This is a genomic window from Pseudoalteromonas sp. Xi13 (genome assembly GCF_003952205.1).
In the GTDB taxonomy this organism is placed as follows: domain Bacteria; phylum Pseudomonadota; class Gammaproteobacteria; order Enterobacterales; family Alteromonadaceae; genus Pseudoalteromonas; species Pseudoalteromonas atlantica.
In genome coordinates this window covers 1-26,460 of record NZ_CP034439.1, presented here as the reverse complement: position 1 = coordinate 26,460, position 26,460 = coordinate 1, and the positions used below count along the sequence as shown (strand labels likewise).

The 26,460-nt window shown below is 41.6% G+C and carries 22 protein-coding genes; 6 read left to right on the top strand and 16 right to left on the bottom strand.

From position 1 onward, the window contains the following. The first annotated feature begins 19 nt into the window (after nucleotides 1–19). The 3 genes from fmt to trkA all read left to right on the top strand — a co-directional run bounded on the left by fmt (nucleotide 20) and on the right by trkA (nucleotide 3,713). Nucleotides 20–973: a methionyl-tRNA formyltransferase gene (gene fmt, locus EJ103_RS00115; RefSeq protein ID WP_126005381.1), complete on the top strand. Its 954-nt coding sequence runs from the start codon at nucleotides 20–22 to the stop codon at nucleotides 971–973. After that, nucleotides 966–2,261 (top strand): 16S rRNA (cytosine(967)-C(5))-methyltransferase RsmB, encoded by a 1,296-nt coding sequence (gene rsmB, locus EJ103_RS00110; protein WP_126005379.1) that lies wholly within the window; start codon nucleotides 966–968, stop codon nucleotides 2,259–2,261. Before fmt ends, rsmB begins: the two co-directional genes overlap by 8 nt. A 75-nt stretch (nucleotides 2,262–2,336) precedes the next feature. Next, nucleotides 2,337–3,713, top strand: a complete 1,377-nt coding sequence (trkA, locus tag EJ103_RS00105; RefSeq protein WP_004588040.1) for a Trk system potassium transporter TrkA — start codon at nucleotides 2,337–2,339, stop codon at nucleotides 3,711–3,713. Between the two features lie 86 nt (nucleotides 3,714–3,799). Here trkA and EJ103_RS00100 read toward each other — a convergent pair whose 3' ends face one another. The 8 genes from EJ103_RS00100 to EJ103_RS00065 all read right to left on the bottom strand — a co-directional run bounded on the left by EJ103_RS00100 (nucleotide 3,800) and on the right by EJ103_RS00065 (nucleotide 11,500). Beyond that, complete coding sequence (locus EJ103_RS00100; protein ID WP_004588041.1) at nucleotides 3,800–4,015, bottom strand: EF-hand domain-containing protein; 216 nt, start codon at nucleotides 4,013–4,015, stop codon at nucleotides 3,800–3,802. 178 nt (nucleotides 4,016–4,193) lie between these two features. Continuing rightward, on the bottom strand, nucleotides 4,194–4,406 hold the full coding sequence (locus EJ103_RS00095) for a calmodulin-like protein (RefSeq protein ID WP_004588042.1): 213 nt from the start codon (nucleotides 4,404–4,406) through the stop codon (nucleotides 4,194–4,196). 129 nt (nucleotides 4,407–4,535) lie between these two features. Continuing rightward, the gene (locus EJ103_RS00090; protein WP_004588043.1) at nucleotides 4,536–4,748 is read right to left on the bottom strand and encodes an EF-hand domain-containing protein; all 213 of its coding nucleotides are present in this window, start codon (nucleotides 4,746–4,748) and stop codon (nucleotides 4,536–4,538) included. A 463-nt stretch (nucleotides 4,749–5,211) separates the two neighbouring features. Beyond that, nucleotides 5,212–5,874: a flagellar brake protein gene (locus EJ103_RS00085; RefSeq protein WP_004588044.1), complete on the bottom strand. Its 663-nt coding sequence runs from the start codon at nucleotides 5,872–5,874 to the stop codon at nucleotides 5,212–5,214. A gap of 29 nt (nucleotides 5,875–5,903) precedes the next feature. Next, nucleotides 5,904–7,355, bottom strand: a complete 1,452-nt coding sequence (locus tag EJ103_RS00080) for a TrkH family potassium uptake protein (RefSeq protein ID WP_004588045.1) — start codon at nucleotides 7,353–7,355, stop codon at nucleotides 5,904–5,906. Between the two features lie 50 nt (nucleotides 7,356–7,405). Then, nucleotides 7,406–8,020 carry a YigZ family protein gene (locus tag EJ103_RS00075; RefSeq protein ID WP_024032141.1) on the bottom strand — a complete coding sequence of 205 codons (615 nt, stop codon included), beginning with the start codon at nucleotides 8,018–8,020 and terminating at the stop codon, nucleotides 7,406–7,408. Nucleotides 8,021–8,106: 86 nt separating this feature from the next. Further along, complete coding sequence (gene pepQ / locus EJ103_RS00070) at nucleotides 8,107–9,429, bottom strand: Xaa-Pro dipeptidase (protein ID WP_004588047.1); 1,323 nt, start codon at nucleotides 9,427–9,429, stop codon at nucleotides 8,107–8,109. 184 nt (nucleotides 9,430–9,613) lie between these two features. Continuing rightward, the gene (locus EJ103_RS00065; RefSeq protein WP_126005377.1) at nucleotides 9,614–11,500 is read right to left on the bottom strand and encodes a transglycosylase SLT domain-containing protein; all 1,887 of its coding nucleotides are present in this window, start codon (nucleotides 11,498–11,500) and stop codon (nucleotides 9,614–9,616) included. A 295-nt stretch (nucleotides 11,501–11,795) separates the two neighbouring features. On the opposite strand from EJ103_RS00065, the gene fadB reads away from it, so the two are divergent. The 3 genes from fadB to tusA all read left to right on the top strand — a co-directional run bounded on the left by fadB (nucleotide 11,796) and on the right by tusA (nucleotide 15,618). After that, the gene (fadB, locus tag EJ103_RS00060; protein ID WP_126005375.1) at nucleotides 11,796–13,955 is read left to right on the top strand and encodes a fatty acid oxidation complex subunit alpha FadB; all 2,160 of its coding nucleotides are present in this window, start codon (nucleotides 11,796–11,798) and stop codon (nucleotides 13,953–13,955) included. Between the two features lie 4 nt (nucleotides 13,956–13,959). Further along, the gene (fadA, locus tag EJ103_RS00055) at nucleotides 13,960–15,129 is read left to right on the top strand and encodes an acetyl-CoA C-acyltransferase FadA (protein WP_004588050.1); all 1,170 of its coding nucleotides are present in this window, start codon (nucleotides 13,960–13,962) and stop codon (nucleotides 15,127–15,129) included. A gap of 249 nt (nucleotides 15,130–15,378) precedes the next feature. Further along, nucleotides 15,379–15,618 carry a sulfurtransferase TusA gene (gene tusA, locus EJ103_RS00050; RefSeq protein WP_004588051.1) on the top strand — a complete coding sequence of 80 codons (240 nt, stop codon included), beginning with the start codon at nucleotides 15,379–15,381 and terminating at the stop codon, nucleotides 15,616–15,618. A gap of 123 nt (nucleotides 15,619–15,741) precedes the next feature. On the opposite strand, the gene EJ103_RS00045 is transcribed toward tusA, so the two are convergent. The 8 genes from EJ103_RS00045 to dnaA all read right to left on the bottom strand — a co-directional run bounded on the left by EJ103_RS00045 (nucleotide 15,742) and on the right by dnaA (nucleotide 26,460). Further along, nucleotides 15,742–16,266, bottom strand: coding sequence for a transposase (locus tag EJ103_RS00045; RefSeq protein ID WP_126005373.1), 525 nt, complete (start codon nucleotides 16,264–16,266; stop codon nucleotides 15,742–15,744). A 500-nt stretch (nucleotides 16,267–16,766) separates the two neighbouring features. Next, complete coding sequence (locus tag EJ103_RS00035) at nucleotides 16,767–17,216, bottom strand: hypothetical protein (RefSeq protein ID WP_126005371.1); 450 nt, start codon at nucleotides 17,214–17,216, stop codon at nucleotides 16,767–16,769. A gap of 72 nt (nucleotides 17,217–17,288) precedes the next feature. Then, nucleotides 17,289–19,358 (bottom strand): glycine--tRNA ligase subunit beta, encoded by a 2,070-nt coding sequence (gene glyS, locus EJ103_RS00030; protein ID WP_126005369.1) that lies wholly within the window; start codon nucleotides 19,356–19,358, stop codon nucleotides 17,289–17,291. Between the two features lie 2 nt (nucleotides 19,359–19,360). After that, nucleotides 19,361–20,263: a glycine--tRNA ligase subunit alpha gene (glyQ, locus tag EJ103_RS00025; protein WP_004588055.1), complete on the bottom strand. Its 903-nt coding sequence runs from the start codon at nucleotides 20,261–20,263 to the stop codon at nucleotides 19,361–19,363. Between the two features lie 140 nt (nucleotides 20,264–20,403). Then, nucleotides 20,404–22,830, bottom strand: a complete 2,427-nt coding sequence (gyrB, locus tag EJ103_RS00020; protein ID WP_126005367.1) for a DNA topoisomerase (ATP-hydrolyzing) subunit B — start codon at nucleotides 22,828–22,830, stop codon at nucleotides 20,404–20,406. A 12-nt stretch (nucleotides 22,831–22,842) separates the two neighbouring features. Further along, nucleotides 22,843–23,937 carry a DNA replication/repair protein RecF gene (gene recF / locus EJ103_RS00015; protein ID WP_024032132.1) on the bottom strand — a complete coding sequence of 365 codons (1,095 nt, stop codon included), beginning with the start codon at nucleotides 23,935–23,937 and terminating at the stop codon, nucleotides 22,843–22,845. A 14-nt stretch (nucleotides 23,938–23,951) separates the two neighbouring features. Then, nucleotides 23,952–25,055 (bottom strand): DNA polymerase III subunit beta, encoded by a 1,104-nt coding sequence (gene dnaN / locus EJ103_RS00010; RefSeq protein WP_029772814.1) that lies wholly within the window; start codon nucleotides 25,053–25,055, stop codon nucleotides 23,952–23,954. Nucleotides 25,056–25,068: 13 nt separating this feature from the next. Next, nucleotides 25,069–26,460 (bottom strand): chromosomal replication initiator protein DnaA, encoded by a 1,392-nt coding sequence (gene dnaA / locus EJ103_RS00005; protein ID WP_004588059.1) that lies wholly within the window; start codon nucleotides 26,458–26,460, stop codon nucleotides 25,069–25,071.

Sequence of the window (26,460 nt, the reverse complement as noted above, 5' to 3'; positions counted from 1 at the left end):
AGCACCTTAGGAAAACTCAGTGACAAAACCACTACGCATTATATTTGCCGGTACGCCGGACTTTGCCGCTCGTCACCTACAAGCGTTAATTCAAAGCGAACACCAAATTGTTGGTGTTTACAGCCAACCAGATCGCCCTGCTGGGCGTGGTAAAAAATTAAAAGCCAGTGAAGTAAAAGCGCTTGCGCTTGAACATGAACTACCTGTTTTTCAGCCACAATCATTAAAAAATGAAGACGCACTCACTGAGCTTAAAAGCTTAAATGCCGATATCATGATTGTGGTGGCTTATGGGTTAATTTTACCAAAAGCCATTTTAGAGACGCCACGCTTAGGGTGTTTAAATGTGCATGGCTCTATTTTACCGCGCTGGCGCGGTGCTGCGCCTATACAGCGCGCAATTTGGGCTGGCGATGAAGATACCGGCGTAACCATAATGCAAATGGATGAAGGGCTTGATACCGGCGACATGCTGCACATTAGCCGCTGCCCTATTGCTGCGGATGAAACCAGTGCCAGTTTATACACTAAACTGGCTGAGCTTGGTCCCGGAGCACTTGTTCAAACCATTAATAAGTTAGCCAATGGCGAGCTTATAGCAGAGCCGCAAAACGACGAGTTGGCAAATTACGCTAAAAAGCTTTCAAAAGAGGAAGCGAGTATTGATTGGACGATGGATGCCGTACAAATTGAGCGTAATATTCGTGCATTTAATCCATGGCCAGTGTGTTTTACTCAAATGGGTGAGCACAGCGTAAAAATTTACCAAGCCTCAGTCGTTGAGCAAACAGGCCGTGCGGGCGTTGTTTTATCAAGCGATAAAAACGGCATTGTAGTGGCGTGTGGCAAGCAGGCATTAAGTATTACACAGCTGCAACCCCAAGGTAAAAAACCAATGGCAATTAGCGACTTTTTAAACGGTCGCAGTGACTGGGTAACTCCTGGCACCGTATTAGGCGAAAACAATGAGTAATGTTCAAAACGTACGTGCGCTTGCCGCTGAAACTTTATATAACGTGGTTGATAAAGGCGCTTCGCTAAATCAAGAGCTACCATTTGCCAGCCAAGGGCTGCCCCCTAAAGACAAAGCGCTATTACAGCAAATTTGTTACGGCGTGTTGCGCTACCTACCTAGCCTTGAAAACTACTGCCAACATTTAGTAGAACAGCCACTTAAAGGTAAGCGTCGTATTTTTCAGTTTTTGTTGTATGTCGGTATCTATCAGCTGCAGCATATGCGCGTGCCACCGCATGCCGCCATCTCTGAAACCGTTAATGCCCTTGGCCAAATGCGTGCATTAGGCTTAAAAGGCTTAATCAACGCTATTTTGCGTAGTTTTCAGCGCCAACAAAGCGAGCTTGAAGAAAAAGCCAAGCAAATACCAGTGTGTTTATATAACCATCCAAATTGGTTTATTAAACAAGTGCAAGCTGCCTACCCAGACAACTGGGAAGCGCTTCTTGAAGAAAACCAACAACAAGCCCCTATGTGGTTACGTGTCAATCAAGCCCAATACAGCGCGCAACAATACAGCGAAATGTTAACGGCTAACGATATAGAGCACACGTTAAACCCTGAGTTTGTTGATGGTATTAAACTAGCTAAGCCGCGTGATGTATTTTCGTTGCCAGAATTTGATGTGGGCGCCTGCTCAGTACAAGACGCCGCAGCGCAATTAGCCGCACGCTTTTTAGCACCTCAAGCTGATGAATACATTTTAGATGCCTGTGCAGCACCTGGCGGTAAAACATGTCATATATTAGAGCTTGCCGATGCAGAAGTATTAGCACTTGATAGTGACGCTACTCGCCTAGAACGTGTTAAACAAAATTTAACCCGTATCGGTTTAGGTGCAGATCTACAATGTGCAGACGCTTCGCAGCCACACACCTGGTGGGATGAGCAACAGTTTGACCGCATTTTATTAGATGTCCCTTGTTCGGCAACCGGTGTTATACGCCGCCATCCAGATATTAAATGGCTTCGCCGCGCATCAGACATTGAAGATTTAGCCACACTACAAAGCGATATACTCAATAGCATTTGGCCGCTACTTAAACCAGGCGGCACAATGATATACGCAACCTGTTCGGTACTGCCGCAAGAGAACCAACAGCAAGTCGCTAAATTTTTAGCTAATAATAGTGACGTTGAGCATATACCACTGCACGACAACGACACAGTTACCAACCCTGGTTTACAATTACTACCAGGTGAAAGCGACGGATTTTATTACGCTAAGCTAGTTAAAAAAGCCTAATAGCCGTACACTCAATAGCCATTTATTAAACAGTAAATGGCTATTTTTTTAATTAAACAGTAATTCGGGTAAATAATGAAAATAATCATACTCGGTGCCGGACAAGTCGGTGGTACGCTTGCTGAAAACTTAGTTGGCGAACAAAACGAAATAACCGTTGTTGATATAGACGGCAACCGCTTACGAGAGCTACAAGATAAGTACGACTTACAAGGGGTCACGGGGCACAGTGCTCACCCAGATGTGCTCAGGCGTGCAGGTGCTGAAGACGCCGACATGATTATTGCGGTAACCAGCTCAGATGAAGTCAATATGGTGGCGTGCCAAGTCGCGTATAGTATTTTTAATACGCCCACTAAAATAGCCCGTATCCGATCAGAGCAATATTTAAAATACCGCGAAAAACTATTTCATAACGATGACCTCCCGGTTGATCACTATATTGCCCCCGAAGCACTTGTTACCAAATATATTCGCCGTTTAATAGATTACCCAGGCGCGTTGCAAGTGCTGCAATTTGCCGATGGCATGCTCTCTCTTGTGGCTGTAAAAGCTTACTACGGTGGCTTATTAGTGGGTTATGCGCTTTCTGCTTTAAAAGAGCATATTCCGAATGTAGAAACCCGTGTAGCAGCAATTTATCGCCAAGGTAAAGCTATAAAACCACTGGGCACCACGGTAATAGAAGCGGACGATGAAGTATTTTTCATTGCTGCCACTAAGCATATTCGTGCGGTTATGAACGAGCTACAAAAGCTTGAGCGTTCTTACAAAAAAATTATGATAGCCGGTGGTGGTAACATTGGTGCAGGCCTTGCTCGCTCACTGGAAAAAAACCACAGCGTTAAGTTACTAGAGCGCAGTAAAGAGCGTGCTGAGCAACTCTCTGAAATGCTAGATAACACCGTCGTGTTTTGTGGAGACGCCTCAGACCAAGAACTACTATCTGAAGAGCACATAGAGCAAGTTGATGTGTTTATTGCCGTAACCAACGACGATGAAGCAAATATAATGTCGGCCATGCTTGCAAAACGCATGGGCGCACAAAAAACCATGGTGCTTATTCAGCGTGGTGCGTATGTAGATTTAGTGCAAGGGGGTGAAATAGATATTGCTATATCACCACAACAAGCAACTATTTCGGCGCTACTTACACACGTACGCCGTGGCGATATTGTTAATGTGTACTCGTTACGTAAAGGCGCGGCAGAGGCCATTGAAGCCGTTGCCCATGGCGATGAAAACACATCAAAAGTAGTTGGCCGTGCGATTGCCGATATCAAGCTACCTGCAGGTACAACGATTGGCGCTATTGTACGTAATGACGACGTACTGATTGCCCACGACGACACCGTTATTATGTCTGGTGATCACGTTATTATGTTTTTAATCGATAAAAAGCATATCAACGTAGTAGAAAAGCTATTCCAAGTTAGCGCTATATTTTTATAGTTAAACACAAAAAAGCCGCTGACTAAGGCGGCTTTAGTGGAGTATGTTTTTTTAATGCTAGGCAACCCTGCTTAGCAGCTTACTAATTACTGTACTTTTGAAAACTCTTGCTCAGAAATTTCACCATTACCATCAGTATCTAGCTGGTCAAAAATCTTCACTAGCTGTGAATTTACCTGCGCTTCTTGCTTTGAAATTGCACCATCACCATCGGCATCAAACGAGGCAAAGTCGACTGCAGCATACGCCGCTGATGAAGAAGCTAATACGATAACGGCAAGTGCTGTATTTAATGTTTTCATAGTTGTGTCCTAATTAAGAGGAAATCCTTTTCTAAGATCCATGGGTTTAAAAATTAACTAAAAAGTGCTTTTGCCAATGTGCATTATTAAGTTTTAATGCACATTGGATTAGAGCAAATGACTCTTTGCTAAGTGAACATGCGCTGCCCTGCGCTCAATTGGCAAAGATCATCACACCCTAGTATTTAGAGAACTCTTGCTTTGAAAGCTCACCATTTCCGTCGGTATCAAGCTCAACAAACTCAGCCATTAAATCCGCATCAACCGATGCTTCAGCTTGGCTGATGGCGCCATTGCCATCTACATCTAGCGTGTCAAAATCAGTCCCTGCAAATGCAGCAGAAGAAGAGGCAATAGCCATAAATGCGAGTGCTTTATTTAAATGCTTCATAATTTAATCCTTCAATATAAACAAATTAGTTAAGTTCACTACGTGGTGTACGCAATCCTTGTAATCCTTTTTCGTAAGCTCCCTTGCCTACTTAGGTTGTCATTGGCAACTCAGGATTGTTACCACACTTTAAGCTTCTGAAAATTCTTCTTTTGATAGCTCACCATCTTGGTCAGTATCTAATTCTGAGAACATGCTCATCAGTTTTGCATCAATTGATGCCTCTGATTTGCTAATCGTGCCGCTGCCATCTACATCTAACGTATCAAAATCGGTTGCTGCAAATGCCGCTGATGATGAAGCAAGGGCGATAAGTGCTAAAGTTTTATTAATGCTTTTCATAATATAATTCCTTCAAGTATATGTGTGCGATTAAGTGTTTTACTTTAAATCACGTTATTGTTCAGTACAGCCAGACTATTACAACTTGAATGCCAAGTTTTAAAAGCTCATTAATTTCAATCAGTTAAAATAGTGCTTGGCTATTTTTGATAAATTTGCGGGGGTTTTATGTTGCAAACTAGCAACAAAGGGTAAAGCTAAGTTTTTAAATACAATAAAAACAGCTAGTTACATAAGAGAAAAAAGCTACAATTTTCGGCGTAAATTGTAAGAATGAAGTTTTATCGAAAAAAGAGACTAAATTTTAGCCATGAGGGGAGCTAACGCATTAAAATAACTCACTCGTAAAACTAATCTATACAACTGATTTTTATAGAAAATAAAAATTATTTTTTGAAGTTTTAAAAAATATGACTGCCACTCAAGTAAAAAATGGCCATTTGTTGCTATTAAGCGAAAGTGCTTATTCTAATGGCAGCTCAAGCATCGCGGGATCGATAAAGTGCTCTTTCATAAATGCCTTCATTTCATCTTCACTGGCTAGAAGTTTAATACCACAATTAACTCCTGCGGCGTGTTCTTTTACACTGCATATTTCGCCAGTAAATGCTTTATTGTTGGTATCAACCGTCACCGTGCATTGCATATCTTTAATATTTTCATCGTTTTGATCGCCGCGTACATCAAACATCACCCCGGTAAGCGAGATGTCTTTAATCACCCCTTCAAGTACTCTATCGTCACTGAGAGTTAATTTGGCAGGTAATAAGGTAGGTATGCGTGTTTGCGCGCGCAGTGCAAATAACTGCACTTGCGTAGGGTAATTAATAAAAATGAGCCTAGCAGGGTGTGAGGCAACCGACATAAGCTGCTGCCTAAATGCTATTACTTGTCCGCCACTGCCTTCTATAACCGCTCTTACCACCACCATTACACCGTCACGTAGGTAATCACTTGCAGCAGGTAAACGCTTTGAACTTGGGTAATTTAAAATAATAAATTTATTTTCTAGCAAGCCAATAAACTCTGTTTTTACGCGTTTACTACTGGTGGGCGTAACAATTTCCAAGTCGACCAATCGCCCTGTTGTTAACTGGTGTAATTTATCTAAATTAGAATGTGGCATGCCTGTTCCTAAGCATCATTTATATATTATTACCCACGCCAAAAGGTCGGCGTAAATAGCACGAGTAAGGTGAAAATTTCTAAGCGACCAAATACCATGGCAATGGTTAATAGCCATTTGGCACCATCGCTCACCGCCCCATAATGCGAGGCAACATCACCTAAGCCTGGGCCTAAATTATTTAAACACGCCGCCGTAGCAGAGAACGCGGTAATGTTGTCCATGCCGGTTCCCATTAGTGCCAGCATTATAATAATAAACACCAATGCGTACGCTGAGAAAAACCCCCAAACCGCTTCAACTACTTTATCGGGCAGGGCTTTACGACCAAGCTTAATAGAGTATATAGCACGTGGGTGCACTAAGCGGTTAAGCTCACGTATGCCTTGTAGGTAAAGTAAAAACACGCGTACAACTTTCATACCGCCACCGGTTGAACCTGCACAGCCACCTATAAAGCTCGAAAAAATAAGCAATATAGGTAAAAACAGCGGCCAAGTAGAAAAGTTATCGGTGGCAAAACCGGCTGTTGTACTCATAGAAACCGCCTGAAATAAGGCCTGATCGAGGGTTTCATCACCATCGGCAAATATTTCGTTAGATGAGAGCACCGTAAAACAAATAACCACCAGCGCTAACTGTATCAGTAAAAAAACTTTAAATTCAGGGTCGCGAATGTATACCTGAATATTACGACTCGCTACCGCCGCGTAATGCAGTGAAAAGTTAACCGCAGCAATAATTAAAAAGAAAACACATATAAAGTTAATGACAGGGCTATCAAAGTGCCCTATTGAGGCATCGTAAGTAGAAAAACCGCCAATCGCCACTGTAGAAAAAGCATGACATATAGCATCAAACCACTCCATACCTGCCGCCCAATACGCCAACATACAGGTTACCGTTAACGACACATAAATGTACCAAAGGTGCTTTGCGGTATCGGCAATACGGGGGGTCATTTTTGAATCTTTTACTGGGCCTGGGATCTCAGCTCGGTATAACTGCATGCCACCGACCCCAAGCATGGGCAGTATAGCAACAGCAAGTACAATGATACCCATACCGCCAAACCACTGTAATTGCTGGCGATAAAACAAAACAGACTTAGGCAGGTATTCAATTCCGGTAAGTACCGTGGCCCCAGTGGTTGTAAGGCCAGAGAAGGCCTCAAACACCGCATCGGCCATAGACAAATTAGGTTCTTGTAAAAAAATCAGTGGTAACGATGCAAACGCCCCTAGTACCAGCCAAAACAGTACAACAATTAAAAAGCCTTCGCGTGCTTTTAAGTCGCCGTTTTCATGCCTGTTTGGGTAATAAGCTGTTAAACCAATAACCACACTAAATATAAACGCTAATACAAAAGGAACACCACCACCATCTTTATAAAATAAAGACACCACCGCAGGCGGCACCATGGTAATACTAAACAGCGCAACAAGTTGGCCAAGGATTTTTATGATGGTACGAAATTGCATGTAGCTTATCGCTTTTATTATTAGTAAATATAAGTGTGTAAGTTATTGTCTTACTCTTTGATAGTTAACTCAACTGCGCCATGGCTTAAATCAAAAATATCTTTAATGGCCTGTTTTGCTTGGCGGCTATCAATAGTAATAACCCATTCAATATTAGCAGTAAATTGTTTTTCTATATTAAGTACTTGATAATTGGTTTTTAACAATTGCTCTATTGCGCCCTGCATGCTGTATTCACTTTGGCCTACAATCTCGATACTCGGTACTTTAGTCACCGTTTTTAGCTGCGAAAGTGCATTATTAAGCGACCCACCATAGGCACGCACTAACCCACCGGTGCCCAGCTTTATACCGCCAAAATAACGGGTGACAACCGCAGTAATTTCGCCAAGTCCAGAACCCACCAGCACATTAAGCATGGGCTTTCCTGCGGTACCATTTGGCTCGCCATCATCAGAAAAACCATAAACATGGCTTCCGCCTGGGTTACCCGCTACGTGCGCCCAACAATTATGACGAGCATCTGGGTACTTTTCTTCAATGCTTTTAATAAATGCTTTAGCAGCCTGTAGGTCTGGCGTATGCGCAATATGAACTATAAAGGTGCTTTTTTTAATTTCTTCTTGATGAAACACATCATCGGCGGGGTATTTATATTCAGACATAATTAAAGCTCAATTAAAAATGGGGCCAAAAGGCCCCTTTGCATTCGCGTATTTTAGCGCGTATTGGCGAGCTCGTCTTTATTAGCTTAGTCGAGCGCTAAATCACGAGTCATATTTTCTAGGCTGTCTTCGTGAACAATAATATTGTCTTCAATACGAATACCGCCGTATGGTTTTAACGACTCAATTTTTTCCCAGTTAATAAACTGCTTACTGTCGGTTTGCGCTAAATCACCTAATAATGAGTCTATAAAGTAAAGCCCTGGCTCAATAGTAAACACTTGGTTTTTCTCTATTTTACGAGTACAACGCAAGAATGGGTGCCCTTCTGGCGATGGCTGGTGGGTGCCTTTATCATCACGCATAAAGCCGCCCATATCGTGCACTTGTAAGCCAAGGTGATGGCCCAAGCCATGAGGGAAAAATGTGGAGGTAATTTTACGTTCCACAATTTCTGTTGCAGGTAAGTTTACAATATTGAAGTCGCTAAGAATTTGCGCAATACGGTTATGACAATCAACGTGTAAATCGCCATATAACATGCCTGGCTTTAATGCGTTGCCTAGCTCAATTTGTATTGCCGTCATAGTTTGTACTAGTTCAGCAAACTCGCCCTGCTTTTTAAAATCGTACGTACGGGTTATATCTGCGGCATACCCATTAAAGTTTGCGCCAGCATCGATTAAAAATGAATTATGAGTAAGCGGTGCTTTTGGCTCAAAATGTGTGTAATGCAAAATAGCGCAGTTTTCGTTAAGCGCTACTATGTTGCCATACGGCATTTCGTTTTCGCTTTGGCGTGTAGCCATAAGGTACGCTTGCTGAATATCAAATTCGCTACCACCATTATAAAACGTATCGCGTGCTGCTTTATGTCCATCTACCGCAATGCGGTTGGCTTGGCGTAAACATTCAAGCTCGTACTGCGTTTTATAAGCGCGGTTATAATGAAAATAGTTAAGTACCGGCTCAGGGTTCATAATACTAAAGCCAAGCGCTTGCGCTACCTCTAGGTATTCGCCCATGTAAGCGTATTTAGCTTTATCGTAAGGTAATAGTTTTTCAACTTGATCAGGCTGTAGCAATAATTCTATATCAAAGTACTCAGCCCAAAAATCACGCGGTTCATCTGGTACTTTGTGCCAAAAATCAACTGGGCGGTAAAAAATAAGCTTAGGTTTATCGCTACCATTTACCACAATCCAACAATGTGGATTATCAATAACCGGAAGCCATGCTTTAAAGTGTGGATTAACTTTAAATGGGTAATACATGTCGTCTAAAAACTGGCGCTTAGCTTGGCCTGAGTGAATAACTAAACCCTCGAGCCCTTCACGGTCACAAATTGTACGCGTACGTTGTTGTAATGTGGCAATATGCTCTGCATATAAAACGGCTAATTTATCCATTGTTAATCCATCTGTTAAATTTAACTTGCTTTGAGTCTACCACTTAAACGTAAAGCGCTCAAAAAAGGGGGATATTTAACATGTAAATATCCCCCTAATACTTATACCCATCGTGTTACGGTATTAGCCCTTTATTTAGCACGCTAGAATGGCTAAATATTTTAGGCAATTGGTATTACATTATTTACCCGCCCATTTTCATGTTGAGTAACGGCGCGAGCACGTTTCCTTCTCGGCCCATCCGGGTGTGATAAACCTGGCGATAAGCAAACACATTTTTTACGTAATCTCGCGTTTCTCTATACGGGATCAGCTCAACCCATAGCTCTGCTGGTATGGCTTCGTCAGGTAACCAGCGTTTAATACGATGATACCCTGCGTTATAAGATGCCGTAGCAAGTATTTCATTACCTTTGTTTTTCTTTTTTAAGTACTGCAAGTAACTAGTACCTAAGCGTATATTGGTTTTAGGTTGGTACAAACGCGTACTCGATACCCTTGCTTTGTTAACGTATTCTGCCGTACTAGGAAGCAATTGCATTAAACCACGCGCATTTGCATGCGAACGCGCATCTGGTGCAAACGAGCTTTCGCGCCGTGCAATTGCAATACTCCACGCGGGGTCTATTTTGCTGCGTTTACTGTAGCGCTCAAATATATCTTGAAATGCAAACGGAAAACGCAGTTCAACATAATCCCATGCTTTAATTTTAGCTAACGTGAAAATAACGTTATCGTGCCAATTGTTTTGCGCTGCAACCTTTGAGGCAGCTAGTTTTTCTTCATCAGTAGAGGTGTTCGTTAAGTAATTCCATTCTCTGCGTGCAGAGGTAAAACGCTCGAGTTCGTAAAGTGCTTTTGCACGTTTAAAGCCCGGCGCATTCTTCACCTTCTCTACTAGTTTTTGATCAACCTGCAAAGGCTGATTATTTAAATCAACCGGCAGCCCTAATCGTGCCGCCGCTAAAAAACCATAGTAATCGCGGTTAGCGGCCACTTTAGTCCAAATTTCGTCTGCTTTTTGTTGCTCGCCTCGCTTAGCATAGCTATAAGCAAGCCAATATTGCTGGCCTAAACTTAAATCGTCTTTACCTGTAAAAAAAGCCGCTATGCCTTCCCAGTCTTGGGTTTTAAGCATATTACCAAGTTGCCACTGAATTAACTTTCGGTCTTGTCGCGCCTTTGGCACCTTATTAAGCCAAAAACTAGCCTGCTTATGCCCACTTGAAGCAAGCGATAAAGCAAACGTGTAATATAAATCTGCTTTTTCTTCATCGCTGTAGGTAAACATTTTTTCTAGCTTTTGCCAGGCTCTTAAAGCCAGCGCTTTATCGCGCCAAATTAAACGCTTAACACCATAAATGGCTATTTGCGCTTCTTTTGCCGACTTAGTTTTATAACGATACAAGCCTGCGGCCGCACTAGGGTCGCGGCGTACTTTTAAGTATAAATCGGCTAAGTAACGCTCGTTTTTAGGTAACAACGTTTTTAAATAAGGGAGTAAACTTTGCGTACCGCCCTGCGCTGCAAGCGTTATGCGCTTCCATACAAGCTCATTATTTAAATAACCTTTTTTGCGCCAAAGCGAAAATAGGGGGTCGCATTCATTCGGTTGCGACTTACCCACCGTCCATAAATCGGTAACCTGATTAAAAATGGCTTTTTCTGGCGCCCCTAAATCAAGCTGAAAATCTAAAAACGTGCATGTTAGCGCCGCGTTAGACGTTTCTCGGTAGTTTTTTATATAAGCTGCTTTTTTATTGTTTTTTTCAAGATACTCTAACCACGCTTTGCGTACCGGCCACTCAAGCGGGGTATGTTCATAAATGGTTAGGTAATCTTCAATTTCGCTTTGGTATTTAAAATTGGGATGGTGTTGCCAATATGTTTTTTCGACATACGGCTTTAGCGGGTGGTCTAACCCGTTTATTGCTTCTTTAAAGTCTTGGTAGCTTCCATAGCGCACTTTTTTTTCAGCATCTAAAAACGCGTCATTATCGATACTCGCTTGGGCAGAACTAAAAGGAAGAATAAAGGCAGCTGCCACAGCGCTTAATAAAAATTTTTTCATAATATCCTTTAGGTTTAACGACCTGTCAGGGTTAATAATTTCCAGTTTGAGACACTAAAACAATAATGAGAGTGCCTTTAATAAAGTATGAACAACATTTAATTTACGCACTCATAATAATTAATGAGTACCTTTAGCACATTCCAGTACACCTTAGCACCAAACCAGCTATATTTTAACCAACCGTTTGTAACCGAGTTAAATTTTTCGTTGCATTTTAATTTTAAAGCAAGCACACTGGTCGAAATGCAAACTCATCGTACCAGTCTTAGTTCGTCAACTAGGGAGAATAATAATGTTATATAAAAGCGATTCCTTTGAAGTTAGCTTCCTAAAGGAAAACATCGCCGAGTTTAAGTTTTGTGTTGCAGGTTCTGTAAACACACTATCTCAGCAAACTCTTTCAGATTGTGCAGCAGCATTAAAAGAATTAGCGTCTAATTCTGATATCAAAGGCATGATTTTCACCAGTGATAAAGATCACTTTATTATTGGTGCAGATATCTTCGAATTTTTACCAACATTTACTAAACCAGAAGAAGAATTAGTAACGTGGATCAAAAACGCAACCGACGTTTTTGACGCAATCGAAGACTTACCATTCCCAACTCTTAGCGCTATAAATGGCTTGGCACTTGGCGGCGGCTGTGAGTGGGCACTTGCTACCGATTATCGCGTTGCAAGCGAAACCGCTAAAATGGGCTTACCAGAAGTTAAACTAGGTATAATGCCTGGTTTTGGTGGCACAGTGCGCTTACCACGCATTATTGGCGCAGATAACGCCATGCTTTGGATTACCTCAGGCAAAGAAAACCGTGCCACTGATGCCCTAAAAGTAGGTGCATTTGATGCGGTAGTTAGTGCTGACAAACTTTTAGAGTCAAGCCTAGCAACACTTGAATTAGCAATTGCCGGCAAACTAGATTGGCAAGCAAAACGCGATGTTAAACTTCAGCCACTTAAATTAAACCGTGTTGAGCAAGGCATGAGCTTTGCGATGGCAGAAGGTATGGTAATGGGTAAAACCAAAGGCCACTATCCTGCTCCGGTTATGGCAGTTCGCACTATTAAAGCAGCGGCCAACTGTACTCGCGATGAAGCAATGGCAATCGAAAATGCTAACTTTGCAAAACTTGCGCGCACTAACGAAGCAGCTGCACAAACCGGTATTTTCTTAAATGACCAGTTTATTAAAGGCAAAGCACGTAAACTTGCTAAGCACAGCGATGTTGAAATTAAACAAGCTGCCGTATTAGGCGCAGGTATTATGGGCGGCGGTATTGCATACCAGTCAGCTTATAAAGGCACACCAATCATAATGAAAGACATCCAACAGGATGCGCTAGATTTAGGTATGGGCGAAGCGTCTAAACTACTGGGTGCAAAAGTTAAACGCGGCCACATGCCAATGGAAAAAATGCTGGCAACGCTTAGCAAAATTAAGCCAACGCTTAACGATGCAGACCTACAAAGCGCCAACATTATTGTTGAAGCGGTTGTAGAAAACCCTAAAGTTAAGCAAGCGGTATTAGCTGACCTTGAAAAGAACATGCCAGAAGGCACGGTACTTACATCAAACACATCGACTATTTGCATAGACTTACTTGCAGAAGCGTTAGATAAACCAGAAAATTTCTGTGGTATGCACTTTTTCAATCCAGTGCCAAAAATGCCATTAGTAGAAATTATCCGTGGTGCAAAAACTTCTGATAAAACAATTAACGCGGTAGTTGATTACGCCCTTAAACTTGGCAAGTCACCTATCGTTGTTAACGATTGCCCTGGCTTTTTTGTAAACCGAGTTTTATTCCCTTACTTTGCAGGCTTTAGCAAATTAGTTGTTGAAGGCGCTAACTTTGCAAAAGTAGATAAAGTAATGGAAAACGTATTTGGCTGGCCAATGGGCCCAGCTTACCTACTTGATGTTGTAGGTATTGATACGGCTTACCATTGTACTGGCGTAATGGCAGACGGTTTCCCTGAGCGTATGGCACGCGCAGAAAAAGATCCGGTGACTGTTTTTGCTAACGAAAAACGTTTTGGTCAAAAGAACAAAGCAGGTTTTTACAAGTACGAAACAGACCGTCGTGGTCGTCTTAAAAAATCAAGCGATGCAACAGCAGTTGAGCTACTAGCGCCAATTACTGATGCACCTAAAGAATTTGATAAACAAGAAATTATCGACCGTTGTATGATCCCAATGATCAACGAAGTGCTTCTTTGTTTACAAGAAGGCATTGTTGCTTCTCCTCAAGAAGCTGATATGGCCCTTGTATACGGCGTTGGTTTCCCTCCATTTAGAGGCGGCGCGTTCCGTTACTTAGATCAAACAGGTTTAGCTAACTTTGTTGCAGCAGCAGACAAATATGCTCACCTAGGTGCGATTTACCAAGTATCAGAGCAAACTCGCAAATGGGCCGAAGAAGGTCGTGTTTTCTATAAGGTGGAAGGTTAATATCATGAATAATCCAGTAATTGTAGATTGTATCCGCACACCAATGGGTCGCTCAAAAGGCGGCGTATTTAAAAACAAGCGTGCAGAAGATTTAAGTGCTCACCTTATGAAAGGGTTATTAGAGCGCAACCCAGCAGTTGACCCTGCATCAATTGACGATATTTATTGGGGCTGTGTACAGCAAACATTAGAGCAAGGCTTTAACGTTGCACGTAACGCATCGTTACTTGCAGGTATTCCACACTCAGTACCTGCTACAACCGTTAACCGTTTATGTGGCTCGTCAATGCAAGCATTGCATGACGCAGCACGCGCTATTATGACAGGCGCTGGCGACACTTACCTTATTGGTGGTGTTGAGCACATGGGTCACGTTCCAATGACTCACGGTAACGATTTTCACCCAGGCTTAGCTACATCAATTGCACAAGCATCTGGTTCTATGGGCTTAACAGCTGAATACCTTGCTACTATTCACGGAATTAGCCGCCAGCAGCAAGACGAATTTGCATACCGCTCACATCAACGTGCACATGCTGCAACAGTTGAAGGCCGTTTCCGCCGCGAAATTTTAGCAATGGAAGGTCACGCAGCTGATGGCTCTTTAATTTTAGTTGAAGATGATGAAGTAATTCGCCCTGAAACAACGGTTGAAGGTTTATCTCAGCTTCGCCCAGTATTTAACCCGGCTTCTGGCTCGGTTACTGCGGGTACGTCTTCTGCTCTTTCTGATGGCGCATCAGCCATGTTAGTAATGAGCGAAGAAAAAGCGAAAGAGCTTGGCTTACCAATTCGTGCACGCGTTAAAGCAATGGCTGTTGCCGGTTGCGATCCATCAATCATGGGTTACGGCCCAGTACCAGCAAGTAAAAAAGCACTTGCACAAGCTGGTATTACTATTGATGACATTGACGTAGCAGAGCTTAACGAAGCATTTGCAGCACAATCACTGCCTGTACTTAAAGACTTAGGTTTAGCAGACGTGGTTGATGAAAAAGTGAATTTAAACGGCGGCGCAATCGCACTTGGTCACCCACTAGGTTGTTCAGGTTCGCGTATTAGCACCTCGCTTATTCACTTAATGGAAGATAAAAATGCAAAATATGGTCTAGCCACTATGTGTATTGGTTTAGGCCAAGGCATCGCGACTGTATTTGAACGTGTTCAAGACTAAGTATTAACTTCAACATGTAAACCATCTTGGTGATTAAAAAGGCGAACTAGCGCAAGTTAGTTCGCCTTTTTTTATGCCACCAGCTTATTGCTGATATGAATAATGTGATCGGGTGTATTAAATTTAAACCAGATTATTTTTTACTGTATTACGCTTACCCGTTATATGCAAAACAGTTAACCAAACAGATTAATTGCGCTAAACTACCCGACCAAACCAAGCCGCGACTATTTTTACAGGTAACTTTTTATGAGCTTTGATAATCCCGATCACCAATTAGACGCCATGGGCCTACGCTGCCCAGAACCTGTAATGATGTTACGCGCTGCAATTCGTAAGATGAACGACGGTGAAACGTTATTAATTACCGCTGATGACCCATCAACCACTCGCGATATTCCAAGTTTTTGTACATTTATGGATCACACGCTGGTGGCCACAGACGCCGATGAAGCACCGTATAGGTATGTGGTGAAGAAAGGTTTATAGGTTTGAAAGTTGGTTTAGTAAGTTGGGTTATTTTTGAATATTTAACGCATCGTTAAGAACTTAAACCAGATGTAGGTTGGGTTGAGTTTTACGAAACCCAACTTGTTTTATAACACCGAAATTTTATTCATCATACAAAGTGGTTGAATCATTATTGCACTCCCAATCTTGGCTTAGTTTTGAATTTTTAACGTATTGATGAAAGCTTGAAAATGGCCAATCACTCACTTTAATAACATGGTTATGTTTCACCGGGTTGTAGTGAATATAATTAATATGATTATTTAAGTCTTCTTCATCTCTAATTTTATGTTCCCAATAGCGACGCTGCCAAATCCCGCGCTCTCCTTTCGCTATTCGACTTTTATTACAAAACTCTGTTGCTGGCAGCTCTCGAGAAAAGCCTGATTTTATAAGTCGCCAACGCATTGCGTAATTACTATCACCTTTAGGTAATTGCCAAATAGCATGAAGATGATCGGGCATGATAACAATTGCAATCGTCTTTATTGGATGCTTTTTTGCCACCTTTGAATATACACGGCGTAATAACTCTATATTTTCCACAAGCAAAGGCTGAGATCTATCTTCTAAATTTACCGTAAAAAAATAACATGCGCCCGCCTCTAACATACGTTTATAACGCATATTTTTATCCATAAAATAAACAGATAAATAAGAGTATAGATTAGTTTTGTTAATTATAATCAAGACAAGTTTAAGCCAAGCTTATCCACGATATTGTTGCATACTCTAGCAACCACAAAAGCGTATTCCTGGCGTAGGTTGGGTTGAATTTTCGAAACCCAACGTATTTGATAACCACCAGCACAGTTCTATTCGCCGCATGTGTTGGGTTTCGTTTCACTTTACCCAACCTACTTAAAATCTACTTATCCATTATCGCGCTTTTGATTTACGACTGTAATTAATACTAACTAAGCTCATTAATTTGATTGGATATTTATAGCAATCAATAAAAATTATTATTGATGTAGGTTGGGTTGAGTTTTACGAAACCCAACGTATTTGATAACCACCAGCACAGTTCTATTCGCCGCATATGTTGGGTTTCGTTTCACTCTACCCAACCTACAACGTCCTTGTCGCAAATCTATAAGCCCACTCGGGCAGCTAAAAGCTGACAGCTATTTCTTAGTAATCGTCACTTGTGGCTTATCGTAATCACTGTAATCAATACTTACTATGTAGGTGCCTTTTATCGCTGGCGTGTAGCTAAAGTAGTTATAAATAGTATTACAGTCTGCAAGTACGGGTTGGCCGAGCGTTAGTTTTTGCCCTGCAGGTTGGGCATCGCTGTAGCCGCAGTTGTAGCCTTCACTAAAATCTGCATCGGCTATTTTAAATTCGTACACTTTACCTGGGGTGCTAAATTTAACTTCTGCTTGGTAAAGCGCGCCGCCCACAGGCATAAACTGGTACTGAGGCTCTGCATCCCAAAGCGTAAAATCGCCTCTTAGGTAAATTGTTTTATCCAGCTCTTGCTGTGGCAGTACGTCGTTAATAGACACTTGGCTAGTACACGCTGTGAGTAAGCCGGCTATGGCAAGCGTTAAAATTCGTTTCATTGGCATCATTAATGGGTTTCCTTCGTTCTGTTAAAACTAAAAAGCCAGCAATACGCTGGCTTTTTATTGGCTTAAGCGGTGTTATTTTTGTAGTACAGATATATCTGCAATATCTAAAAATAAGCGGCTTAACTGGCTTAATAGTGCGAGGCGATTTTGCTTTACAGCTTCATCGTCGGCCATAACCATGACGTTGTCAAAAAAGTTATCAACACTTTGGCGAATACCTGCCAATTGGCTTAATGCCTCTTGGTAGTTTCCATCAGCGTAAAGTGGTGCAAGCTCAGTCGCAAATTTTGCTACTTGTGATGCTAATGCTTTTTCAGCGTCGTCGCTTAATAGGCTCTCATCAACATCACCTTCGGTGGTAATGTTATTTTTAGCTAGTATGTTACCTACACGCTTATTCGCTGCTGCAAGCGCTTCTGCGGCGTCTAAAGTACGGAAGTGGCTTACTGCTTTAACACGACGGTCAAAGTCAGTAGGTTTAGTAGGACGACGTGCCAGTACTGCTTGAATAACATCTACTTCAATGCCTTCGTCTTGATACCATGCGCGGAAGCGCCCTAGCATAAAGTCAAATACGTCGGTTGATACATTTAGGTTAGTAAGCTTTTCGCCAAACAGTGTTTGTGCTTTTGCTACTAGGTCTAAAATATCAAGCGGTAGCTCTTTTTCTACCATGATACGCAGTGCACCAATGGCAGCACGACGAAGTGCAAATGGGTCTTTGTCACCTTTTGGTGCTTGGCCTATACCAAAAATACCCACCAGCGTATCAAACTTATCTGCAATTGCTACTGCACAGCTGATTAGATTTGTAGGTAAATTGTCACCCGCAAAACGCGGCATGTATTGCTCGTTTTGTGCAATAGCTACATCTTCTGCTTCGCCATCAAAGCGTGCATAGTGCATACCCATTACACCTTGCACGTCGGTAAATTCCATTACCATTTCGGTCATTAAGTCTGTTTTACTTAATAGGCCAGCACGTTTTGCAAGGTCTTTGTCGGCGCCTAGTTGCTCTGCAATGTAGCCGGCAAGTTCGCTAATACGTACAGATTTATCTTTAAGCGTACCCAACTGCTTTTGGAATAAAACAGTATCGAGTGATTCTAGGCGGCTTTCTAGGGTTTTCTTTTTATCTGTTTCAAAGAAGAACTGCGCATCAGCTAAACGTGGGCGCACTACTTTTTCGTTACCAGATATAACTACACTTGGATCTTTACTTTCGATGTTAGATACAAACAAAAACTTATTTAAAAGTTTGCCGTTTTGATCTAATAGCGGGAAGTATTTTTGATCATCCTTCATGGTGTAAATTAGCGCTTCGGCAGGTACATCTAAAAATGCTTCTTCAAATGTTGCCGTTAACGTTACTGGCCACTCTACTAGTGAAGTAACTTCTTCTAATAAGTCTTCATCCATTGCAACAACCGCATTCACTGCGCTTGCCGCTTCTTCTATTTGTGCACGGATTTGCGCTTTACGTTGTTCGTAATCAGCAATAACGTAGGCTGATTTTAATACGTCGAACACGTCATCTGCATGGTTAATGGTGATTTTTTCTGGATGATGAAAACGATGGCCTTGTAACTGATTAGTTACTTGCTTACCTAAAATTTCGCCTTCAATAAGTTCATCACCAAATAAAATAGTTACGGTATGAACTGGGCGAATAAATTGTGTTTTATTCGCGCCCCAACGCATTGGCTTAGGGATTGGCAGCTTTGCTAACGACTTTGCAATGGCATCGCTCATCAGCGTTTTGGTTTCTTGTCCTGCTACTTTAGCAATATGTAAAAGCCAAGCACCTTTGTCGGTTTCAAGAGTTTGTGCTTCACTTACGTCAATACCACAACCACGTGCCCAACCCATTGCAGCTTTAGTTGGGTTACCTTCACTATCGAACGCTGCTTTAGTTGCAGGGCCACGCTTTTCTACTTCTTTATCTTGCTGCTTTGCTTCAAGCGCTTTTACTTGTAAACCTAAACGACGAGGTGATGCATACCAGCTTACGCCTTCATGCCCAAGCTCTAGTGTTTCAAGCTCTGCAGTTAAGTTTGCGGCAAAGGCTTCTGCTAATTTGCGCAGTGCTTTTGGTGGCAGCTCTTCGGTGCCAATTTCTACTAATAAATTTTGTGCTGACATGCTTACTTATCCTTACACAGCGGGAAACCAAGCGCTTCACGTGCATCGTAATAACTTTGTGCACACGCTTTTGATAACGCTCGAACGCGTAAAATATAACGCTGACGCTCGGTTACTGAGATTGCATGGCGCGCATCGAGTAAGTTAAACGCGTGCGATGCTTTCATTACTTGCTCGTAAGCAGGTAGTGGTAAATTTGCTTCAATTAGCTTTTGGCTCTCAGCTTCACACTTATCAAACTGTGCAAATAAGTCATCTACGTTTGCGTGTTCAAAGTTGTAAGTAGATTGTTCTACTTCATTTTGATGGAATACATCACCGTAAGTTACACGCCCTAATGGACCGTCTGCCCATACTAGATCGTAAATACTGTCTACGCCTTGAATGTACATTGCTAAACGCTCTAGGCCGTAGGTAATTTCACCGGTTACAGGAGAGCACTCTAAGCCCCCTACTTGCTGAAAGTAAGTAAACTGCGTTACTTCCATACCGTTTAGCCAAATCTCCCAACCTAAGCCCCATGCGCCTAGTGTTGGCGATTCCCAGTTATCTTCTACAAAGCGTACTTCGTGCGTTAGGGTATCAATTCCCATCGCTTCTAGTGAGCCTAGGTAAAGCTCTTGAATGTTATCTGGTGATGGCTTTAAAACTACCTGAAATTGGTAGTAATGTTGTAAGCGATTAGGGTTTTCGCCGTAGCGGCCATCGGTAGGACGGCGACACGGTTGTACGTATGCGCTCGACATTGGCTCAGGGCCAATAGATTTTAAGAATGTTTGCGGGTGAAATGTCCCTGCGCCCACTTCCATATCAAGTGGTTGAATAATGACACAGCCTTGCTGCGCCCAATAATCCTGTAAAGCCAGGATCAAACCTTGAAAGGTTTTAACGTCATATTTTTGCATATTTGGCTTTTTACTATCTGAAAGTAGCGTGAAAATTACCCTCAGTATACCTTGTGCACACGCAGGTTTTAAGCAGTTTGTGCGGTTGTTAAAATAAAAAAGGAGCCATTAGGCTCCTTTTAAGATGTAAGTATAATTTTTTACACGTCTAAGTTAACTACGCGAAGTGCGTTGGTTTCTATAAACTCACGACGAGGCTCAACTTGATCGCCCATTAATGTTGCAAACAATTGATCTGCCGCTACAGCATCTTCAATTGTTACTTGTAACATACGACGAGCGCTAGGATCCATTGTGGTTTCCCACAGTTGGCTAGGGTTCATTTCGCCTAATCCTTTATAGCGCTGAATGTAGATCCCGCGCTTAGATTCTGCGATCAACCATTCCAAAGCATCCACAAAGTTATCAACAGGTTTTGTTTTCTCACCACGTTGAACATATGCGCCTTCTTTTAAGATGTTTGCGATCTTCGTGCCAGTAACAGCAATGCGTTGGTAGTCACGTGATGCAATAAAGTCGTAGTGTAATACGTGTGCTTTATCCACACCGTGCTGCCGAATATTCACAACCGGGAAGTACAAGTTGCGCTCTGCATCATGCTCTGTTCCAGCGTGGAAAATTGTCGCATCTTCATCACGTTCAACTAAGTCATCAACAAGCTCTTTAGTCCACTCAATTACCTTAGCTTCGTTAGATAAGTCTTCTATTTTTAACTCGCTTTGGTAAATCAAACGTTCCATTACCGTGTTAGGGTATTTACGTTTTAAGCGCTCAATGACTTTAACTGTGTTTTGGTAATCTTGTACTATTTGCTCAAGCGCTTCACCTTCAATTGCACTTGCATCTTCGCTTGTGTAAAGCGCTGCATTATTTAGTGCAAGTGATGTTAGGTACTCTACAAGTGCAGGATCGTCTTTAATATAACGCTCTTGCTTACCTTTTTTCACTTTATAAAGTGGCGGTTGTGCAATGTAAATATAACCACGCTCAACAATTTCTGGCATTTGGCGATAGAAGAATGTTAGTAGCAATGTACGAATGTGAGAACCATCCACGTCCGCATCGGTCATGATAATGATGCTGTGGTAACGTAGTTTTTCTGGGTCATATTCATCACGGCCAATACCACAACCTAGGGCTGTTATTAGCGTTGCTACTTCTTGTGAAGAAAGCATCTTATCAAAGCGTGCTTTCTCTACGTTCAAGATTTTACCTTTAAGTGGCAAAATTGCTTGGTTTTTACGATTACGACCCTGCTTGGCTGAACCGCCAGCTGAGTCACCCTCCACTATGTATAGTTCAGATAATGATGGGTCTTTTTCTTGGCAGTCAGCTAATTTACCAGGTAAACCAGCTAAATCCATAGCGCCTTTACGACGAGTCATTTCGCGGGCTTTACGGGCCGCTTCACGTGCTCGTGCTGCATCAATAATTTTACCAACAACAATTTTGGCATCCATTGGGTTTTCTAATAAGAAATCAGAAAACTTTTCAGCCATTGCTTGCTCAACCGCAGATTTAACTTCGCTTGATACTAGCTTGTCTTTAGTTTGTGATGAGAACTTAGGATCAGGTACTTTAACACTTACAACCGCTGTTAAGCCTTCACGCGCATCATCGCCCGTTGCATTACTGGTTGTTTTAGCTTTTTTGTTAAAGCCTTCTTTTTCCATGTAGTTATTAAGTGTACGTGTTAGCGCAGATCTAAAGCCGGCTAAGTGAGTACCACCATCACGTTGTGGAATGTTATTAGTAAAACAGTAAATGTTTTCTTGGAAGCCATCGTTCCACTGCATTGAAACTTCAACGCTAATACCATCTTCTTCACGCTCGTGAGTAAAATGGAATACACCTTTATGTACAGGTGTTTTATTGCGGTTTAAGTATTCAACAAACGCTTGAATACCGCCATCATATTTAAAGTGGTCGGTTTTATTTTCTTCGCGTTCATCAGATAAGATGATGCTTACACCAGAGTTCAAAAACGATAGCTCACGTAAACGCTTGGCTAAAATATCGTAATGAAAATCAAGGTTTGTAAATGTTTCGCCACTTGGCCAAAAACGCAGTTCAGTACCCGTAGTGTCAGCATCGCCAATAACAGCTAATGGAGCGTTAGGTACGCCCATGCTGTAAGTTTGCTCGTGCAATTTGCCTTCACGACGAATAGTAAGAGTTAGTTTTTCTGATAATGCATTTACTACCGATACACCAACACCATGTAAGCCACCAGATACTTTATAAGAGTTATCATCAAACTTACCACCGGCATGAAGTACCGTCATGATAACCTCGGCAGCAGACACACCTTCTTCTTCATGGATAGAAGTTGGGATACCACGACCGTTATCTCTTACAGAGACTGAACCGTCTAAGTGAATCGTTACATAAATATCATCACAATGACCTGCTAAGGCTTCATCGATAGAGTTATCAACGACCTCAAACACCATGTGGTGTAAGCCTGTGCCATCATCGGTGTCCCCTATATACATTCCAGGACGCTTTCTTACTGCGTCTAATCCTTTAAGTACTTTAATACTCGACGAATCATAATTCTCAGACATGGTTAATCCCACTTATCTTGTTATTAGGTTGCCATGTTTCACGTGGAACATTTGTAGTTCTCGTTGCATGGGTTCCACCACAGCAGAAATACTTTCAGACAAAATTGAAGAAATAAAAATTTGAGAACTGCAATGAGCCAATAATTGTCCCACTTTCTCTTTTGTATCCTCGCCTAACTCTGAAGGTAGATCATCTATTAGCAATATAGATTGCTTATCTGTCTCTGACTCAATTAAACTATTTTGCGTTACTTTTAACGCATAAAGCAATAGCTTCAATTGACCGCGTGAAAACGTATTCTCTACACTGTTGCCAGCGACACTAAAACTAAAATCGGCCTTATGAGGGCCTTTACTTGTAAAACCTTGGCGAGCGTCTCGCTCAAAGTTTTGCTCTAATGCATCACTCAAAGACTCACTGTCTTTCCAGCCTGCATTAAAGTTGATTTCTAAATCGCGTATAAGCGTTAATTCTGCACACATTTTATCAAAAAACTGCTGCTTAAACCTACTTATATACGCCATTCTTAATTTATTTATTTGTTCTGCCAGTCTAACAAATTCTTTGTCCCAAAACCTAATTTGGTCAAAATAATTCTTTGGCTTACTTTTTAATAATGCATTGCGTTGTTTAAGCACTTTATTAAACGATTGCCATAAATAAAAAAACTCATGTTCCACGTGGAACAAACCCAAATCTAAAAACTTACGTCGCTCTTTCGGGCCACCAAAAAACAATGAATAGCTTTCGGGTGTAATAATTTGCACAGGCATTAACTGTGCAAGTTCAGAGATTTTTCTACTGGCTTTGCCTTGTATTTTTAAATTAGTTTCACCACTTTGGGTTTTACTAATTCCAATAGGAATAGACAAGTCGTGTAGCGCTTTGCGGCCATGTATTACAAACTGATCTTGCTGATGTTGAATAATACTTTTATGTTTAGGTGTTCGAAAAGATTTGCCGTGAGAAAGGTAATAAATAGCCTCTAAAAGGCTGGTTTTTCCGCTGCCGTTTTCACCATAAATTATATTAACGCCGTTGACTGGTTCTAGCGTCAGTGCCTCAATATTACGAAAATACTTGAGGCTCAAGTGACTTAAACTCATTTATAATGGGTATCTTATAATCGCATAGGCATAACCACGTACATTGCTTCTTCATCGCCCGCACCTTCAATAAGTGCACTGCTATTTGAATCTGCTAATGTAAATAGTACATCTTCTGTTTTTAATGTATTTAGTACATCTAATACATACGATACATTAAAACCAATTTCTAGCTCATCACCCTCATACATTACTTCTACTATTTCCTCAGCCTCTTCTTGCTCAGGGTTATTAGCCGTAATTTTAAGTAAGCCATTAGCGAGGTTTAAACGCACACCTCTAAATTTTTCGTTAGATAAAATAGACACTCGTTGAAACGCATTACGTAACCATTCACGGTTAGCGGTAATTACTTTATCTCCACCACGCGGTAATACGCGGCGGTAATCAGGGAAGCGGCCATCTACTAACTTACTTGTAAAAGTAAATTCCACATCGATAATACGAATATGGTTAGCGCCAAATTGAATAGTAACTAATTCTTCATCGGCAACCATAAGGCGCATAATTTCTTGCACACCTTTGCGCGGTATTATTAATTGGCGCTGCGTATTTAACGATTGGCCTAATTCTTTTTGCGCTATTGCCAAACGGTGGCCATCGGTGGCCACTGTTTTAATGTCGCTATTATCTACTTCAAACGACATGCCATTTAAGTAATAGCGAACGTCTTGGTTAGCCATTGAAAAATGCGTGCTTTCAAGTAATTTACGTAACTCTAAACGCGTTAGCTGAAACTCAACCTCGCCATCCCACTGCTCTAAATTAGGAAAGTCTTCCGCGGCAAGCGTAGTAAGTGAAAAGCGGCTTTTACCACTGGTTAAAAGCAGTTGGTGCTCTTGTAAGCTCAATGTAAGCTCAGAACCATCAGGCAGGCTTTTACAAATATCGAGTAATTTTTTAGCAGGTAGCGTTAACTTTGTATCGGCAATATCATCACCAACAAAAACACCTGCAACTAGTTCAATTTCAAGGTCTGTGCCTGTCATTGAAAGTTGCCCGTTTTCTACCACTAACAATACATTAGATAATATAGGTAACGTATGTTTACGTTCAATCGCACCCGATACTTGCACTAATGGCTTTAAAAATTGTTCTCTTGAAATGGTTATTTGCATAATAAAGTCAGCCCTAAGATGACAACGTTCTTATTAAATTTTGATAATCTTCTTTTATTTCGTGGCTTTCATCACGAAGTGATTTAACCTTTCTACACGCATGTAATACCGTGGTGTGGTCACGTCCACCAAATGCGTCACCAATCTCAGGTAAGCTGTGATTAGTTAATTCTTTTGATAATGCCATAGCTACCTGACGCGGCCTCGCGATAGAGCGGCTACGGCGCTTAGATAACAGATCCGACACACGTATTCTGTAATACTCAGCCACAGTGCGCTGTATGTTGTCTATAGTGACAAGTTTATCTTGTAGTGCCAATAAATCGCGCAGTGCTTCTTTTACAAAGTCGATAGAAATTGGACGCCCGGTAAAATTAGCATTAGCTATTACACGGTTAAGCGCACCTTCTAATTCACGTACGTTTGAGCGTAATTTTTTAGCGATAAAAAAAGCGACTTCGTGCGGTAAATTAATTTTACTCTGCTGCGCTTTTTTCATCAAAATGGCAACGCGCGTTTCAAGCTCTGGCGGCTCTATAGCAATCGTTAAACCCCAACCAAATCGTGATTTAAGCCTGTCTTCTACGCCCTCAATTTCTTTTGGGTAGCGGTCAGAGGTTAAAATAATTTGCTGATTACCTTCTAATAATGCATTAAAGGTATGAAAAAATTCTTCTTGTGAGCGCTCTTTATTAGCGAAAAATTGAATATCATCAATCATTAGCGCATCAACACTACGGTAATAACGTTTAAATTCTTCAATGGCGTTATTTTGTAGTGCTTTTACCATGTCTTGCACAAAACGCTCAGAATGCATGTAAACAATTTTAGCATCGGGCTTGTTAGCCATAATGCCATTACCTACTGCATGTAATAAGTGAGTTTTACCTAAGCCTGTGCCACCGTAAATAAATACCGGGTTAAAGGCAGAGCCAGGGTTATCTGCAACTTGTGTTGCAGCCGCTTTTGCTAGCTGGTTAGATTTACCCTCAACAAAGCTGTCAAAGGTATAGTTATCTTTTATATTAGATTTATAGCCTGATTTAGGCGCAGGCTCTACTGCTGCTTTTTGTTCTACAGGTTGCTGTTTAGCGGGTGCCTGTGAACTAGGTGATGCAGGGGCTTCGACACTTGGCGCCGCCGCTTGAGTATTTAGTAGTGGTTTACTACCTACATCAAAACGTAATTCGGGCGCTTCATCACCACAAATTTCTACCAGTAACTCATTAATACGGTTTAAATACTTTTCTCTTACCCAATCAAGAACAAAGCGATTAGGTGCGTAAATCGTTAAGGTATCTTCGGTACTTTCTGCTTGTAGTGGTCTTACCCACATACTGAATTGTTGCGAAGGCAACTCATCTTGCAATACATATAAACAACTTTGCCAAACCGACAGATACAC